This window comes from Gemella sp. GH3 (assembly GCF_013415425.1).
GTDB lineage: Bacteria > Bacillota > Bacilli > Staphylococcales > Gemellaceae > Gemelliphila.
Genome location: NZ_JACBYC010000132.1, coordinates 1 through 14,072, shown reverse-complemented (window position 1 = coordinate 14,072; position 14,072 = coordinate 1). Strand labels below are relative to the sequence as shown.

General features: G+C 29.1%; 18 protein-coding genes and 1 pseudogene. 1 reads left to right on the top strand and 18 read right to left on the bottom strand.

The genetic code is table 11. The features are described from left to right. Positions 1-194 precede the first annotated feature (194 nt). The 17 genes and pseudogenes from HZY83_RS05625 to upp all read right to left on the bottom strand — a co-directional run bounded on the left by HZY83_RS05625 (position 195) and on the right by upp (position 13,149). The gene (locus HZY83_RS05625) at positions 195-1,628 is read right to left on the bottom strand and encodes an ATP-binding cassette domain-containing protein (RefSeq protein ID WP_179943084.1); all 1,434 of its coding nucleotides are present in this window, start codon (positions 1,626-1,628) and stop codon (positions 195-197) included. Then, positions 1,625-2,317 (bottom strand): energy-coupling factor transporter transmembrane component T, encoded by a 693-nt coding sequence (locus HZY83_RS05620; protein WP_179943083.1) that lies wholly within the window; start codon positions 2,315-2,317, stop codon positions 1,625-1,627. The genes HZY83_RS05625 and HZY83_RS05620 overlap by 4 nt, the downstream gene beginning before the upstream one ends. 1 nt (position 2,318) lies before the next feature. Beyond that, the gene (locus HZY83_RS05615) at positions 2,319-2,942 is read right to left on the bottom strand and encodes an MptD family putative ECF transporter S component (protein ID WP_179943082.1); all 624 of its coding nucleotides are present in this window, start codon (positions 2,940-2,942) and stop codon (positions 2,319-2,321) included. A gap of 8 nt (positions 2,943-2,950) precedes the next feature. After that, positions 2,951-3,454 carry a thiol peroxidase gene (tpx, locus tag HZY83_RS05610; protein ID WP_179943081.1) on the bottom strand — a complete coding sequence of 168 codons (504 nt, stop codon included), beginning with the start codon at positions 3,452-3,454 and terminating at the stop codon, positions 2,951-2,953. Positions 3,455-3,552: 98 nt separating this feature from the next. Continuing rightward, positions 3,553-4,032 carry an N-acetyltransferase gene (locus HZY83_RS05605; protein WP_179943080.1) on the bottom strand — a complete coding sequence of 160 codons (480 nt, stop codon included), beginning with the start codon at positions 4,030-4,032 and terminating at the stop codon, positions 3,553-3,555. After that, the gene (locus HZY83_RS05600; RefSeq protein ID WP_179943079.1) at positions 4,029-4,682 is read right to left on the bottom strand and encodes a phosphatase PAP2 family protein; all 654 of its coding nucleotides are present in this window, start codon (positions 4,680-4,682) and stop codon (positions 4,029-4,031) included. Before HZY83_RS05600 ends, HZY83_RS05605 begins: the two co-directional genes overlap by 4 nt. After that, complete coding sequence (locus tag HZY83_RS05595; protein WP_179943078.1) at positions 4,675-5,811, bottom strand: glycosyltransferase family 4 protein; 1,137 nt, start codon at positions 5,809-5,811, stop codon at positions 4,675-4,677. The genes HZY83_RS05600 and HZY83_RS05595 overlap by 8 nt, the downstream gene beginning before the upstream one ends. Positions 5,812-5,960: 149 nt before the next feature. Continuing rightward, positions 5,961-6,068, bottom strand: a pseudogene (locus HZY83_RS08465) (ATP synthase delta/epsilon chain alpha-helix domain-containing protein); the annotation flags it as partial. Positions 6,069-6,080: 12 nt separating this feature from the next. Next, positions 6,081-6,362 carry an ATP synthase F1 subunit epsilon gene (atpC, locus tag HZY83_RS05590; protein ID WP_228098463.1) on the bottom strand — a complete coding sequence of 94 codons (282 nt, stop codon included), beginning with the start codon at positions 6,360-6,362 and terminating at the stop codon, positions 6,081-6,083. Between the two features lie 16 nt (positions 6,363-6,378). Further along, a complete protein-coding gene (gene atpD, locus HZY83_RS05585) occupies positions 6,379-7,794 on the bottom strand; it encodes a F0F1 ATP synthase subunit beta (RefSeq protein ID WP_179943077.1) in 1,416 nt (471 codons plus the stop codon). Positions 7,795-7,845: 51 nt separating this feature from the next. Further along, positions 7,846-8,721, bottom strand: a complete 876-nt coding sequence (gene atpG / locus HZY83_RS05580; protein ID WP_179943076.1) for an ATP synthase F1 subunit gamma — start codon at positions 8,719-8,721, stop codon at positions 7,846-7,848. 26 nt (positions 8,722-8,747) lie between these two features. Then, complete coding sequence (atpA, locus tag HZY83_RS05575; protein WP_179943075.1) at positions 8,748-10,250, bottom strand: F0F1 ATP synthase subunit alpha; 1,503 nt, start codon at positions 10,248-10,250, stop codon at positions 8,748-8,750. A 31-nt stretch (positions 10,251-10,281) separates the two neighbouring features. Beyond that, positions 10,282-10,821 carry an ATP synthase F1 subunit delta gene (gene atpH, locus HZY83_RS05570; protein ID WP_179943074.1) on the bottom strand — a complete coding sequence of 180 codons (540 nt, stop codon included), beginning with the start codon at positions 10,819-10,821 and terminating at the stop codon, positions 10,282-10,284. Continuing rightward, positions 10,821-11,348: a F0F1 ATP synthase subunit B gene (gene atpF, locus HZY83_RS05565; protein WP_179943073.1), complete on the bottom strand. Its 528-nt coding sequence runs from the start codon at positions 11,346-11,348 to the stop codon at positions 10,821-10,823. Before atpF ends, atpH begins: the two co-directional genes overlap by 1 nt. Positions 11,349-11,400: 52 nt before the next feature. Beyond that, complete coding sequence (atpE, locus tag HZY83_RS05560) at positions 11,401-11,613, bottom strand: F0F1 ATP synthase subunit C (RefSeq protein ID WP_179943072.1); 213 nt, start codon at positions 11,611-11,613, stop codon at positions 11,401-11,403. Positions 11,614-11,661: 48 nt separating this feature from the next. After that, positions 11,662-12,405, bottom strand: coding sequence for a F0F1 ATP synthase subunit A (gene atpB, locus HZY83_RS05555; RefSeq protein ID WP_179943071.1), 744 nt, complete (start codon positions 12,403-12,405; stop codon positions 11,662-11,664). 114 nt (positions 12,406-12,519) lie between these two features. After that, positions 12,520-13,149 (bottom strand): uracil phosphoribosyltransferase, encoded by a 630-nt coding sequence (gene upp / locus HZY83_RS05550; protein ID WP_179943070.1) that lies wholly within the window; start codon positions 13,147-13,149, stop codon positions 12,520-12,522. A 231-nt stretch (positions 13,150-13,380) separates the two neighbouring features. Between upp and HZY83_RS05545 the strand changes: the two genes are divergently transcribed. Continuing rightward, positions 13,381-13,713, top strand: coding sequence for a hypothetical protein (locus HZY83_RS05545; protein WP_179943069.1), 333 nt, complete (start codon positions 13,381-13,383; stop codon positions 13,711-13,713). Between the two features lie 76 nt (positions 13,714-13,789). On the opposite strand, the gene HZY83_RS05540 is transcribed toward HZY83_RS05545, so the two are convergent. Beyond that, the coding region (locus HZY83_RS05540) for a hypothetical protein (protein ID WP_218925351.1) at positions 13,790-14,072 on the bottom strand (283 nt) is incomplete at its 5' end.

The window sequence follows — 14,072 nt, the reverse complement described above, 5'->3', positions numbered from 1 at the left end:
GTATTAATATTTAGCATGAAATTAATAGTAAAAAATATAAATATAATTATTTTAAAATCACTGAATATAAATTATGTTTAAAAAATATAATACCTTTAGAAAAATTAATAATATTAAATTTAAAATTAATGTAATATAAAATAAAAAATACAAAAGACAAGTCTTTTGTATTTTAAAACTATTGATATAAATATCTAATTCATTAATGATAAAATTTTATTTTTATTTTTTTCTATAACTTCAATACTTTCTGAAATTCCATTAGTATCAAACATTAATACAGAATCTGCAACATTACATAAAAATTCATAATCGTGAGTAATTACAAAAATAACAACATCATTTTCTTTACTAACATTACGGATAAGATTAGACAAATATATCATATTTTTATAATCTAATCCGCTAGTAGGTTCATCGAAAATTAATATTTTTTTCTCCGATAAAATTGCAGAAGCTATAACTACTCTTTGCTTCTCTCCTCCAGACAAGGTATTAGGATGTCTATCAAGTATATTTCTTATATTTAGTTTATCAATAACATAATCAAAATTATCGAAATCTTTACATCCTAATTTCAACTCATTAACAACACTATTAGTAAAAAGCTGATAATTTACATCTTGCATAACTTGAAAGCAATTCTTTAGCAAATTATTTTTGTTGATTACTTGTCCATCTAATATAATGTTACCTTTATGTTTTACAAAACCTGAAATTACATTAGCAAATGTAGTTTTTCCACAACCATTTTCTCCTATAATAGCATATACATTTCCCGTAGAAAATGTTTCTCTTTTATGAACAATATCCTTATTATTAACTTTATAACTTACGTTTTCTAATATTAAATAATCTTTTTTATAATTTTTTTGTTCTTTTTCTTTTATTACTACCTTCTTGAGATCTAATTGTCTAGTATGACAATGTGTACCATCAAAATCCTTTAGTTGATATTTATCAACGTGATGTAGTAGCTTCCCTTCTTTTAATATGTACATTCTATCAACTATATCACGCAAATAATATATTCTATGCTCAGCAATTACTATAGTTTTCCCATTATCTTTTAACACTTTAATAATATCAGCAATTAATTTTATAGATTTCAAATCAAGATTACTAGTTATCTCATCAAGAACATATATGTCCGCATCTAGCATCATACTAGCCATAAAAGCAAGCTTCTGCTTTTCTCCACCACTCAACTCTAATATATTTCTATCTAATAAATTCTCCGCATTAAACTTCTGAGATATAAACTTTATTTTAGATAATATTTCTTGTGGAGTAAAACCGAAATTTTCCATACTAAATGCCAATTCACTAGTAGAATCTAAATGAAAAAATTGATTTTTAGGATTTTGAAATACGCTACCTACTATTTTCGAAAATTCAGAAATGCTATCTCCTATACCTAAGTTTGCAATTCTAAATTCTCCACTAAAACCACCACTATAATAGTGGGGAGCTAGTCCATTTAATATCCTTAATAAACTAGTCTTCCCGCAACCAGAATTACCAGTAATTAATATACATTCTCCTTTTTGAATATTTAGTGTTAAATCTTCTATATTCATTTGTTCTGAATTATCATATTTGTAATTAAAACTTTTAAAATCAATCAAAATCTCACTCCTACATATACAACAAGTATAGATAATATCCCTAAAAATAAATAGTCCTGATACCTAAAAGATAATTTTATAATCGAAGTAGAATTTTGATTATTATCAATACCTCTACACAAACAAGATATCGACAAATCATTTGCAATATTAGTACTTATTATTACATACGGGACAAAAACATATTCTATAAATTTGATAGGATGGCGAAAATAATAAAAATTACTAACACCTATTCCCTTTAATTTCAAGGAATTTTTTATTAATTTATAATCTGTTGCCATAGCAGGAAAAAACCTAAAAATGACTGCTAAAACTATAATAATACTTCTCGGAATTTTTATACTGCGTAAAAAAGTTATTAACTCTGAAACTTTAGAACTTCCAACCAATATTATTCCTGAACAAATAGGAAAATATATAGTCTTAAACATAAGCGAGCTTAACAACAAAAAATTATCTACTACGGCAAGAGTAACATATTTTGCAAAATAAATTTCATATATTGTGAATAACAAATAAAAACTATATATTCTTATGGCACTTTTGTACTCAAAAAGTAAAACTATAAAAAAAGTAAAAAAGGTAGCTACAAACAAATGCTCATAAACAGACATTTTTTTAAACATCAAAACATTAGCTACTAAAAGTAAAATTATTTTAGAACGTATATCCAACTTTACGCACATATTATAATCCTGCTTTTTCAAAATTTTTGAAATAAAGTTTTCTACTGATATAAGTACCTAATAATGTAGAGAAAATTGTAGCTATAATCATAATTATAAATATTTCCAAACTAGAATTAGACATAATGAAATCAACTTTTTCTTGGCTATACCCTCTAGCTTGAAGATGCTCTATATAACTCGATTTCATAAAATATAATGGAATAACCGTTCCTATTCCTCCTAATGTAAAACATTGATAAGAAAGATATTCATTACCTTTTCTAAAATAGTACTCTGCAATAAAGCCAAATAAAACAGTTATAGGAAAAGCTAAAGCTACGTGTCCTGATAATAATAAAAACAATCCAGATATAACTGTAGTTATTAAAATAGCGTTATTCTTATTAATTTTATGAAATATCAAAGTGAATGCTGGTGCAGCAAACAATCCTGTCCCTACTGTAGTAAAAATAGAAAAATATAGTTTACCTGCAAATAACAGAGAAATAACAACTGCACATACTCCTACTCCCACTCCCATTAAAATTATTAATAATAAATTATATAATCCCAGCTTTATTAAATCATTAATTTGTAATTTATCTTTACTATTATTTTTTATGTATTTTAATTTTTCAGACATAAAACCTCCTATAATAATGATTTTATTACTTTTAATGCTTCTTCATAATTAGGTTCGCTTCCTACTTCTTCTACTAACTCTACATAGCGTACAACACCAGATTTATCAACTATAATAACTTGTCTAGCTAATAGAGCCAACTCATTTATAAGCCCACCTAAGTTATTTTCAAAATCACGATATTTATAATCAGAAACTGTTACTGCATTTTCTATCCCATTGTTAGCACAAAATCTACCAAGTGCAAAAGGCAAATCTTTTGATACTGTTATTGCTACTAAATCTTTGTAATTAGCCATTTCTTTATTAAAGCGAACAGTCTGCATCGCGCATATCCCTGTATCTATAGAAGGAAAAGAGTTAATAACCAAAACCTTACCTTTATAATTTTCTAAATCGAAATCTGTCATATCACTCTTAACAGCTCTAAAATTAGGACATACACTATTTACATCAATCCCTTTGTATTGCACCGTTACAGGTGTACCTTTAAATGTTATATTTTTATTCATATATTAGGATCCTCCCATAAATTATATTCTTAATGATAACATATATCAATTAAAAATTAAAGCGATTGATAAAACAATATTTTATTTATTAATAGTTCTTATTTCTCATAATGATAAGCCAACCTAGGACTACCGTCAGATACATATATAATACCACAATATTTAAAATTATTTTTCAAAATTAATTCTTGCATTAAACCGTTATCTTTATGAGTGTCTATTCTTAAATTATCAATTTGTAATTTGCAAAAATTTATACAATCTCTCATAACATTTTTTCTAGTTCCATCACTAGCTGTACGATGTATTGTTCCATAAACATCGTTATTCAACCAATTTCCTTCTATAAAATTATAAGTAATATCTTCCCCTATAATAAATGCAAATACACCATAAATATCATCGTTATCACATTGTACATACAATTGATTCCTTGAAATATCTTCAATAAGTAACTCTTTAGATGGATAATTATTTACCCATTGTGAACGATTGTTATTTTTACGCATAAAGCAACGTGCTATAGTGTAAATTTTTAATATTTTTTCAATGTCTTCTTCCCTAGCTAATCTAATCAATTATTATTCCCCCTATCTTTTAATAAATTATTAACAACCCCTGACATAACAACCCAACTGAGAGCGAGAAAATAACCTACTATGACATCAGTAGGATAATGAACTCCTAAGTATACTCTACTAAAACAAATAAAGATACTTAACATAATACTAAAAGTATAGATTATATATCTAATGTTACTGTTATTCACTTTATCAACTATTATATATGTTATTGACAAATACACTATCGTTGAGCCCATAGAATGACCACTAGGAAAAGAATATCCTGTAACGTCTACAAGATTAGTTACTAAATCATCAACAAATGGTCTAGGCCTAGCGTAATAATTTTTTAATAACTTATTCAATATAGCAGCTCCAAATAATGTAGTTATAATAAGCCATATAGCTTCCTTATAGTTCCCATATTTAAAAATTAAAATTATAGAAACAATAGCAACTAAACAAAATAGAAAATACGAATCACCTAAATGAGTAAAATTAATTATAATTTTATTTAACAGCTCATTTCTTATATTTGTTATAAACTCCCAAACTTCAAAATCAATACCGAAAAAAATCCCCTTATTAAAACTAATAGCTATAAACAAAAATATAGCCAAAAAAGTTATTGAAAATAAAATTTCTATACTATTTCTTTTAATCACTACTTTGCTCCTCTTTGTTATATATATTCAGTATAGATTGTGTATAACCTTTTTGAGTGTACTTGTCTGAAACACTGTTTTTTAATTTTTTATCTATGTGTAATAATAACTTCTCATAAAAATAACTAAACTCATCATAAGAACAAAATTGATATCCAATACCATCATTAATAAAAGTATCATCCAAACTATCATCTTTTCGTACAAGTAGATAAAGTCCACTAGCGACAGCTTCTAAATAAGTCAATCCTTGAGTCTCACTAGTTGAACAAGAAACAAATATATCTCCTAAGCAGTAATAATTTTGAATTTTATCCCAACATATATAACCAGTAAATTTAACTTTGTCAGTTATTTTTAATCTATTTACTAATTCTTTTAATTCATATTTGTGAGGGCCATCTCCCACTATAATAAGTTTTATATTTTTATGTTTTTCAAGTAACTTAGAAAAATAAAGTATAACTTCATCTGTTCCTTTTTCTTTAGATAGACGTCCTATACTAACTAATACTACATCTTTTTCTTGGATATCTAGCTTTTTTCTTAATTTAAAAATATATTCCATATCTGTATTTTCAAACTTTGTTAAATCTATTCCTGTAGGGACTACCGTTATATTAGTATTAACATCATAAGATATAAGTAAATTTTTTGTTTTCTCAGTAGGAGCAATAATTTCATATGCTTTATTACAAAAATATTTTGTAGAATTTTTCACAAAATTAACAGTATATTTATTTTTAGGCAACTTCAAATAATGAATATACTCTTCATAAATTGTATGATACGTGTGTATATGTTTTATATTTAACTTCTTTGCTATTCTCAGACCTAAAATACCTAATGAAAATTCTGTATGGGTATGAATTACATCTATATTTAATTTTTTTACTATTTTCAACCATTTATAGTAAATAGGGAAACTAAAGCGTCTATCTTTCATAAATATAAACGGTACACTCTTAATTCTATACTCTTTGTCTTCCCTTTGCATATCTGGATTAGTAGTGGTAAAAACATACACATTATGACCAGCAGATTCTAATCCAATTTTTAATTGATGAACAGACGTTGCAACACCATTTATTTCAGGATAATAAGTGTCTGTAAATAATGCAATATTCATAACTTTTCCTCCTTAAAAATAATATTTAGAAATTATATCATAGTATATAGTCTATTATCAAATTTAATTAGAATATTAATATTTATTTTTATTAAAATGCAGTATAAACAAAAAATGTTAAGTACAGCAGTATGCCGTACTTAACATTTTTATTTTGCTACTTTTAAACGTGCTATAGATTTAGCCAGAGCGATTTGTGCTCTTTTTATATCTGTATCTTTGGAAGCATTTGAAATTCGTTCTTCTGCTCTTTCTTTAGCACGCTCTGCTCAATCTTTATCTATATCGCAATCTTGCTCAGCAGTCTGAACAAGTATAGAAACTTCTATTCCATGACATTCCACAAAACCTTCACTAACCGCAAAATAAATTTCCTCTTTATCTTCTTTTATAACTTTTAGAACACCTATTTTTAAAGTTGTTACTAATGGCTCATGGTTTGCCATAATACCTATACTTCCACTGTGAGTTTCCATAGAAACCATATGGATATTTTGATCATTATAAATTTCACCATTAGGAGTAGCAATACTTACTTTCATAGTAGCCATATATTACCTCCTAAATTTATACTTCAACACCTAAATTACGAGCTTTTTCTAAAACGTCTTCTATTCCTCCTACTAGACGGAAACAATCTTCTGGTATATGATCATATTTTCCTTCTAATATATCTTTAAATGCTGCTACTGATTCAGAAACTGGTACGTAAGATCCTGGTTGACCTGTAAATTGTTCTGCAACGTGGAAATTCTGTGATAAGAAGAATTGAATACGACGAGCTCTATCTACAGTTTTCTTATCTTCATCACTAAGTTCATCCATACCTAAGATAGCAATAATATCTTGAAGTTCACGATATTTTTGAAGTGTTCTTTGAACACTTGTAGCCACTTCATAATGCTCCTCTCCTACTACCTCTGGAGATAATGCTCTCGAAGTAGATGCAAGAGGATCAACAGCAGGATAAATACCCATTTCTGTTAGTGAACGCTCTAAGTTTGTAGTTGCATCTAAGTGAGCAAATGTAGTCGCTGGTGCAGGGTCTGTATAGTCATCAGCTGGTACATAAATTGCTTGAATTGATGTAACAGATCCTTTTTTAGTTGATGTTATACGTTCTTGTAATCGTCCCATTTCTGTTGCTAAAGTAGGTTGATACCCTACCGCTGATGGCATACGTCCTAATAGGGCTGATACCTCTGACCCTGCTTGTGTAAACCTGAAGATGTTATCAATAAATAACAATACGTCTTGCCCTTCTTCATCACGGAAATGTTCCGCCATTGTAAGACCTGTTAAAGCTACACGCATACGTGCTCCTGGTGGTTCATTCATTTGACCAAACACCATGGCAGTTTTATTAATAACTCCTGAGTCACTCATTTCATAGTATAAATCATTACCCTCACGAGTACGCTCTCCTACTCCTGTAAAAACAGAAATACCACCGTGTTGTTGAGCTACGTTATTAATAAGCTCTTGGATAAGAACTGTTTTTCCAACACCTGCTCCTCCAAACAGACCTATTTTTCCTCCTTTTATGTATGGAGCTAATAAATCTATAACTTTTATTCCTGTTTCTAGAACTTCTACTTGTGTTGATAACTCTTCGAAACTTGGAGCTTCTTTATGTATAGAATCTTTCTTAACATCAGCTCCTGCATTTTCTTTATTGTCCACAGCTTCTCCTAAAACATTAAACACTCTTCCAAGTGTAAAGTTACCTACAGGGACACTTATAGGTCCTCCTGTATCTATAACTTCTGTTCCTCTACTTAATCCATCAGTAGAAGCCATAGCTATTGTTCTAACTGCATTATCTCCTATGTGTAGAGATACTTCCAGTACTAATTTTTCTCTATTTCCGTCGCCTCTATCAATATACACTTCTAGTGCATTTAATAAATCAGGCATATGACCTGTTTCAAATTGAACATCTACTACAGGTCCTGTAACTTGGAGAATATAACCTTTGTTCATTATGTTCCTTGCTACTTTTCTGGTAGCCTCTCCTTTCATAATTTCTAGAAATTATTGTGTTGCCGCTGCACCACTAACAATTTCTGTTATTTCTTGTGTAATTGCTGCTTGTCTAGCACGATTGTATTTTATAGAAAGTGTATCGATAATTGTTTCTGCATTATCTGTAGAATTTTTCATAGCTGTTTTACGAGCAGAATGTTCACTCGCCTTGCTATCCAAAATACTACCGTAAATCATACTTTCTGCATATTGAGGTAATATTATACTCAATACTTCTACTTCATTAGGTTCAAATTTATAATTACCTAATAAAGAACTGTCATTTTTATCTAATAATTTATTTGTATTTTCTATTGGTAATACCTGTTCTTCTGTAACTACTTGAGAAATCATACTTACGAAATGGTTGTAATGAAGATACACTTTATCATAAGATTTATCTTCATAATAACCTACTACCTTACTAGTAATTTCTTTCACATTAGAAAAACTAGGTTCATCTGGTAAATCTCTATAACTATCAATTATAGGAAAATTATTTTTTCTAAAAAATTCTGCTCCATAATTTCCTATAGCTAAAATACCGTACTCATCTTTATTATTATGTCTATTAGTTACTGTATTAACAAGATTACGTATTACGTTAGAATTAAATCCTCCACACAATCCACTATCACTTGTAATGACTACATATAGTGTTTTCTTAACATCTCTCTTATCTAACATAGGATGTTTTATACTATTGTTATTAGAAAAGATTGTAGTTATAACCTCTTGCATCTTTTTCATATAAGGCGTAAATTTAACGGCATTAGCTTGTGCTTTCATTAATTTAGAAGTAGATACCATTTCCATTGCCTTAGTAATGTGGCTTGTTTTTTTTGTAGAGTTTATTTTATTTTTTATATCTCTAAGTGATGCCAACTAATTCACCGCCTTTTCTAATTACATTAAGAGAAAGTTTTTTTAAACGATTCTATAACTTCATTCATTACTTCTGGACTAGGTAAATCTTTAGTCTCTTGAATATGTTTAATAGCTTCATTTGGATTTGCGTCTAAATAACTATACAATTCCTGTTCAAATCTATGAATATCTTTTACCGCAACATCATCTAAATAACCTTTAGTTAATGCATAAAGTATCATAACTTGTTTTTCTACTGGAATAGGTTTATGCAAATCTTGTTTCAAAACTTCTACCGTTCTTTGTCCACGATCTAGTTTTGCACGTGTAGCAGGATCTAAATCTGATCCAAATTGCGCAAAACTTTCTAACTCTCTATAAGAAGCTAAGTCTAGACGTAATGTTCCAGAAACTTTCTTCATAGCTTTAATTTGAGCAGATCCACCTACCCTAGAAACTGATAAACCTGCATTTATGGCTGGTCTAACTCCAGAGAAGAATAAATCTGATTGCAAGAATATTTGTCCGTCAGTTATAGATATAACGTTAGTAGGTACATATGCAGAAATATCCCCTGCTTGTGTTTCTACAAATGGTAGGGCAGTTATACTACCTCCACCGAAATCCTCATTAACTCTAGCTGCTCTCTCTAACAAACGACTATGCAAGTAGAATACATCCCCAGGATATGCCTCACGCCCTGGTGGTCTTTTCAGTAGTAATGATAATTCACGATAAGCTGCTGCTTGTTTTGATAAATCATCATAAACTATTACTACATCTTTACCATTAAACATAAATTCTTCAGCCATAGCTACCCCTGCATAAGGTGCTATATAAAGTAATGGTGCTGGTTGTGATGAAGATGCTGTTACAACTATAGTATAATCCATTGCTCCATGTGATCTTAATGTTTCAACAACACTTCTAACTGTAGATTCTTTTTGTCCTATTGCAACATAAATACAAATCATATTTTGTCCTTTTTGTGCAAGAATAGAATCTATAGCAACTGACGTTTTTCCTGTTTGTCTATCACCTATTATTAATTCTCTTTGCCCTCTTCCGATTGGAACTAAAGAGTCTATAGCTTTAATACCTGTTTGGAAAGGTACAGATACTGACTTACGTCCCATTACTCCTACTGCTGGAGATTCTATAGGACGGCGTTTCGTAGTCTCTAATGCTCCGCGACCATCTACTGGTTGTCCCAAAGGATTAACAACTCGACCGATAAGTTCTTCACCCACAGGTACGTCCATAACACGTCCAGTTCTACGTACTTCGTCTCCTTCTTTAATATGCGTTGTAGGACCTAGGATAACTATACCTACATTAGTTTCTTCTAAGTTTTGAGCTAGACCCATTACTCCTGTTTTTGGGAATTCTACTAGCTCTCCACTCATTATTTCATTAAGACCGTATACTCTAGCTATACCATCTCCAACTTCTATTACTGTTCCGACATCCGTTGACTTTAATTCAAACTGATAATCTTCTATTTGAGATTTTAGTAATGCACTAATCTCTTCAGCTTTTATAGCCATCTATGTCCCTCCTTAAACTAATTTTTAGACTTTATAAAGTAGCAAGTTTTTGTTGTAATTCTTGAATTTTACCTTTAATACTAGCATCAATAACTTTCCCATTATAAGAAATTTTAAGCCCACCTATTAAAGATTCGTCAATTACATTCTCAATTGCAACTTCGTCTAAATTAAACAATTGTTTTATAGTTGTTGCTAATCTAGAAAGTTCATCATCACTTAATTCATAAACTGATTCTACTTTAGCTACTAATCTGTTATTGAAGATATTGTTCATATTATTAAATACTTCTACTACATCTTCTATTAATTTTATATTCAAATTATTTGCCAATATTTTGATAGCATTACGAACATATTTATTAACATTTTCGAATGATTTATCAATAATTTGACATTTTTTTTCTTTACTAATATTAGGGTTATTCATTAAAGTAATGAAACTATCTTCTTTTAGAATAGCTTTTGAGCTTTCAGTTAAATCATTATCCACTAAAGATAATACGTCATTCTCTTTAGCTATATTAAATAGTGTTTTCCCTATTCTATTAGCTAAAATCGACTTACTCATTACTTGTTCCCTACCTCTTTTATTATTTTATCTACAAGAGCACCTTGTGTATTAGCATCAAGTTCTTTTTCAATAATTTTTGAAGCAACTAATACAGAAAGCTCTGCTATCTGTTTATTAATCTCATCAATAGCTCTGTTTTTCTCGTCTTCTATGTCTCGTCTAGCATTTTCTTTTAACAATCCTGCTTGTTCTTTAGCATCGTTTAAAATTGAATTTTTTTCAATTTTAGATTGTTCTCTAGCTTTTTCCATCATTTCTTTAATTTCTGCTTGAGCGTTTGCTAGTTTTTCTTGATTTTGTCTTAATAACTCCAAGGCTTCTGCCTGATTACGTTCAGCATCATCAAGTTGACTTTCTACAAGTTTTTGACGTTCTTCTAACATATTTAATAATTTATCCCACGCATATTTTTTTAATAATACTAGTAGAATAATAAAAGCTAATATGTTAACAATGATATTTCCAATATTGACTCCTTGATGAGAAGAATGCTCTGTAGCTAAGAATAGTAAATCTTTTACCATAATTAACCGTTCTCCTATCTTAGTATTTGTTTATCTGCTATATTATTAATTTTTAGATGAATGCTAGTATAAACGCTACAACTATACTAAGAATTGGTAATGCTTCTACAAGGGCGAACATCATCATTGCACTACTTCTAAATCTTGGCTCAAGTTCTGGTTGGCGTGCTGACGCTTCCATATACTTACTGAATAAAAGACCGTTACCTAATCCTGCTCCTAAAGCCGCCAATCCTGCAGCTATACCTGCTCCTAATAATCCCATAATTTAATACCTCCAAAAATTTTATATTTAATATATTATGAATTATTTTTAATGTTCATCTGCCACTTTATGTGATAAATAGATAAACACCATGCTTATAAAGATATATGATTGGATAAACCCAATGAAGAATGAGAATCCTTTCCATATAACTAAACCTACTATTCCTACAAATCCAGACAGCACGCCTGTTACCGACAATGCAGTAACTGTTGCTAATCCTGTTAATAGTCCTAATAGAACTTCTCCTGCGTAAATATTACCAAACAAACGCAGTGATAGAGTTAGCAAATTTACAAACTCTTCTATAATCTTAAATGGCGTAAGCATAGCTCCATTTGAAGTATATGTTCCAAAATAGTGCTTAGTACCTTTATGCTTCAACCCATAATAGTGAGTAAATAGTATAAAAGTTGCTGCCATAGTAAATGTGAATGTTGGGTCTGCTGTAATCGAATTTAAATATAAAACATTATCGTATTTGATTTCAACAATAACCCCAATAGAGTTAGATACAGCTATTAATGAAATTAGAGTTAATCCCATAGCCCACATACCTCTACCGTACTTAGACCAACTAACATTTTCAGATATAACTTTTTTTACTAAATCAGCTACAATCTCTGCTAGATTTTGTCTTTTGCTATTTGGTCTCAAGTCTACTTTTTTCGTTAAATACACTGCTACCAAAAATGTAATAATACATGTTAATATTGTGGCAAAGGCACTAGGAATATTTAGCGTAATATCTGTTCCAAATAGCTTTGTGATGAGATAAGTTTGCTCGTGCATATATTCTTGCTCACCTCTTCTCCTTTTTTATATTTTATAATTACCTATTTTCAAAAAACAGATATATAACAATTATATTACTTTCTTAAGACGTTTTCAAGTAATCTCAAAATTTTATTTAGTCCCAAAAATTCTATCTCCTGCGTCCCCTAATCCCGGAACAATATATCCATGATCATTTAAATGACTATCTAAACCTGCGATATAAATTTCCACATCAGGATGTGCATCTTGAAGAGCTTTAACTCCTTCTGGAGCGGCAATAAGACACATAAATTTTATGTCAGTAACTCCTCTTTGTTTCAAAGAATCTATAGCTGCAATAGCTGAACCCCCAGTAGCTAGCATAGGATCAACTACTATAAATTGTCTCTTCTCTGGCTCACTAGGTATTTTCACAAAGTATTCATGTGGCTGAAGAGTTTCTGGATCTCTATATAGACCCACGTGTCCTACTCTAGCTGCTGGTAAAAGAGCCATTAAGCCATCTACCATCCCTAGACCTGCACGCAAAATAGGAACAAATACTATTTTCTTTCCTGCTAACTTTTTACAAGTTGTTGTCTGAATAGGTGTTTCCACCTCAACATCTTCTAAAGGTAAATCTCTTGTTAATTCATAACCCATAAGCATACCTACTTCATTTGTTAACTGTCTAAAATCTTTAGAACTAGTTTTTACATCACGAATAAAAGATAACTTATGTTGAATTAACGGATGATCAAATACATGTACTTTTGACATAATAATTTATTCTCCTTATATTAGTTTGATACTATAATTTTACTTTAATTTCATTAATTTAACAAGGTAAAACTAAAATATTATTTTGATTATATATTATGAAAATATATGAATTATTAATAAAAATTATATAAAATATTAAAACATAAAAATTAATTTTAAATTATGAATTATACAAAAAATTAATGTTTATGTTATAATTAGTTAAATAAATTTAATAGGAGCATACAAATGAAAAATAAATATATACTCCCTGCAACTGCAGTGTTATTCATTATAGAATATATAATTTTTCCTATGATTATATTAAAATTTGCCAACACAGAGACAATTAATAAAGTTGCATTCTTTATAATTTTATCTTCTGTATTCTTTGCATTTTCTACAAATTTAGTAGTTACATACATTTATGGTAGAAATATTACTATTCCTATTATGTCTATTATAATATCAATAGCTTTGTTATTTGTGTTTAACAAATCTGTTTTCATAATAATTATTTTAATTATTATTTTCTCATTTATAGGTTACTACTTAGGTACAATATTTCACAAAGAAAAATAGGAGGATAAATAATGAATTTCTTTTATATAGGTAAACAATTGCTATTTGTCTATATCTTATATTTATTTATGTACTTTTATACACCACTAGCTAATCCTTTTATACCTTTAAATATAATGGAATTAGTTTGTGTGATTATTATAGCTACTGTTGGATTCTTAGTTTTATATGTTATTGGAACGAAAAAAACATTTAACTTATCATACAAAATAATAAGTAATATCCAAACAATAATAGCTATTTTACTAATAGTTTTACTAGTATATAATCCGTTATCTTTTTCAGCTAAATACAATATATACCCTAATAGAATATTATCCATAATCATTTTAGTTTTATGGCTTATTACTATGATATAT

Bases quoted from the DNA above. Each gene is read 5' to 3' on its own strand.
- HZY83_RS05620 (WP_179943083.1), bottom strand. From the start codon at position 2,317: ATGTGCGTAAAGTTGGATATACGTTCTAAAATAATTTTACTTTTAGTA.
- HZY83_RS05615 (WP_179943082.1), bottom strand. From the start codon at position 2,942: ATGTCTGAAAAATTAAAATACATAAAAAATAATAGTAAAGATAAATTA.
- tpx (WP_179943081.1), bottom strand. From the start codon at position 3,454: ATGAATAAAAATATAACATTTAAAGGTACACCTGTAACGGTGCAATAC.
- HZY83_RS05595 (WP_179943078.1), bottom strand. From the start codon at position 5,811: ATGAATATTGCATTATTTACAGACACTTATTATCCTGAAATAAATGGT.
- atpC (WP_228098463.1), bottom strand. From the start codon at position 6,362: ATGGCTACTATGAAAGTAAGTATTGCTACTCCTAATGGTGAAATTTAT.
- atpD (WP_179943077.1), bottom strand. From the start codon at position 7,794: ATGAACAAAGGTTATATTCTCCAAGTTACAGGACCTGTAGTAGATGTT.
- atpA (WP_179943075.1), bottom strand. From the start codon at position 10,250: ATGGCTATAAAAGCTGAAGAGATTAGTGCATTACTAAAATCTCAAATA.
- atpH (WP_179943074.1), bottom strand. From the start codon at position 10,821: ATGAGTAAGTCGATTTTAGCTAATAGAATAGGGAAAACACTATTTAAT.
- atpF (WP_179943073.1), bottom strand. From the start codon at position 11,348: ATGGTAAAAGATTTACTATTCTTAGCTACAGAGCATTCTTCTCATCAA.
- atpE (WP_179943072.1), bottom strand. From the start codon at position 11,613: ATGGGATTATTAGGAGCAGGTATAGCTGCAGGATTGGCGGCTTTAGGA.
- atpB (WP_179943071.1), bottom strand. From the start codon at position 12,405: ATGCACGAGCAAACTTATCTCATCACAAAGCTATTTGGAACAGATATT.
- upp (WP_179943070.1), bottom strand. From the start codon at position 13,149: ATGTCAAAAGTACATGTATTTGATCATCCGTTAATTCAACATAAGTTA.
- HZY83_RS05545 (WP_179943069.1), top strand. From the start codon at position 13,381: ATGAAAAATAAATATATACTCCCTGCAACTGCAGTGTTATTCATTATA.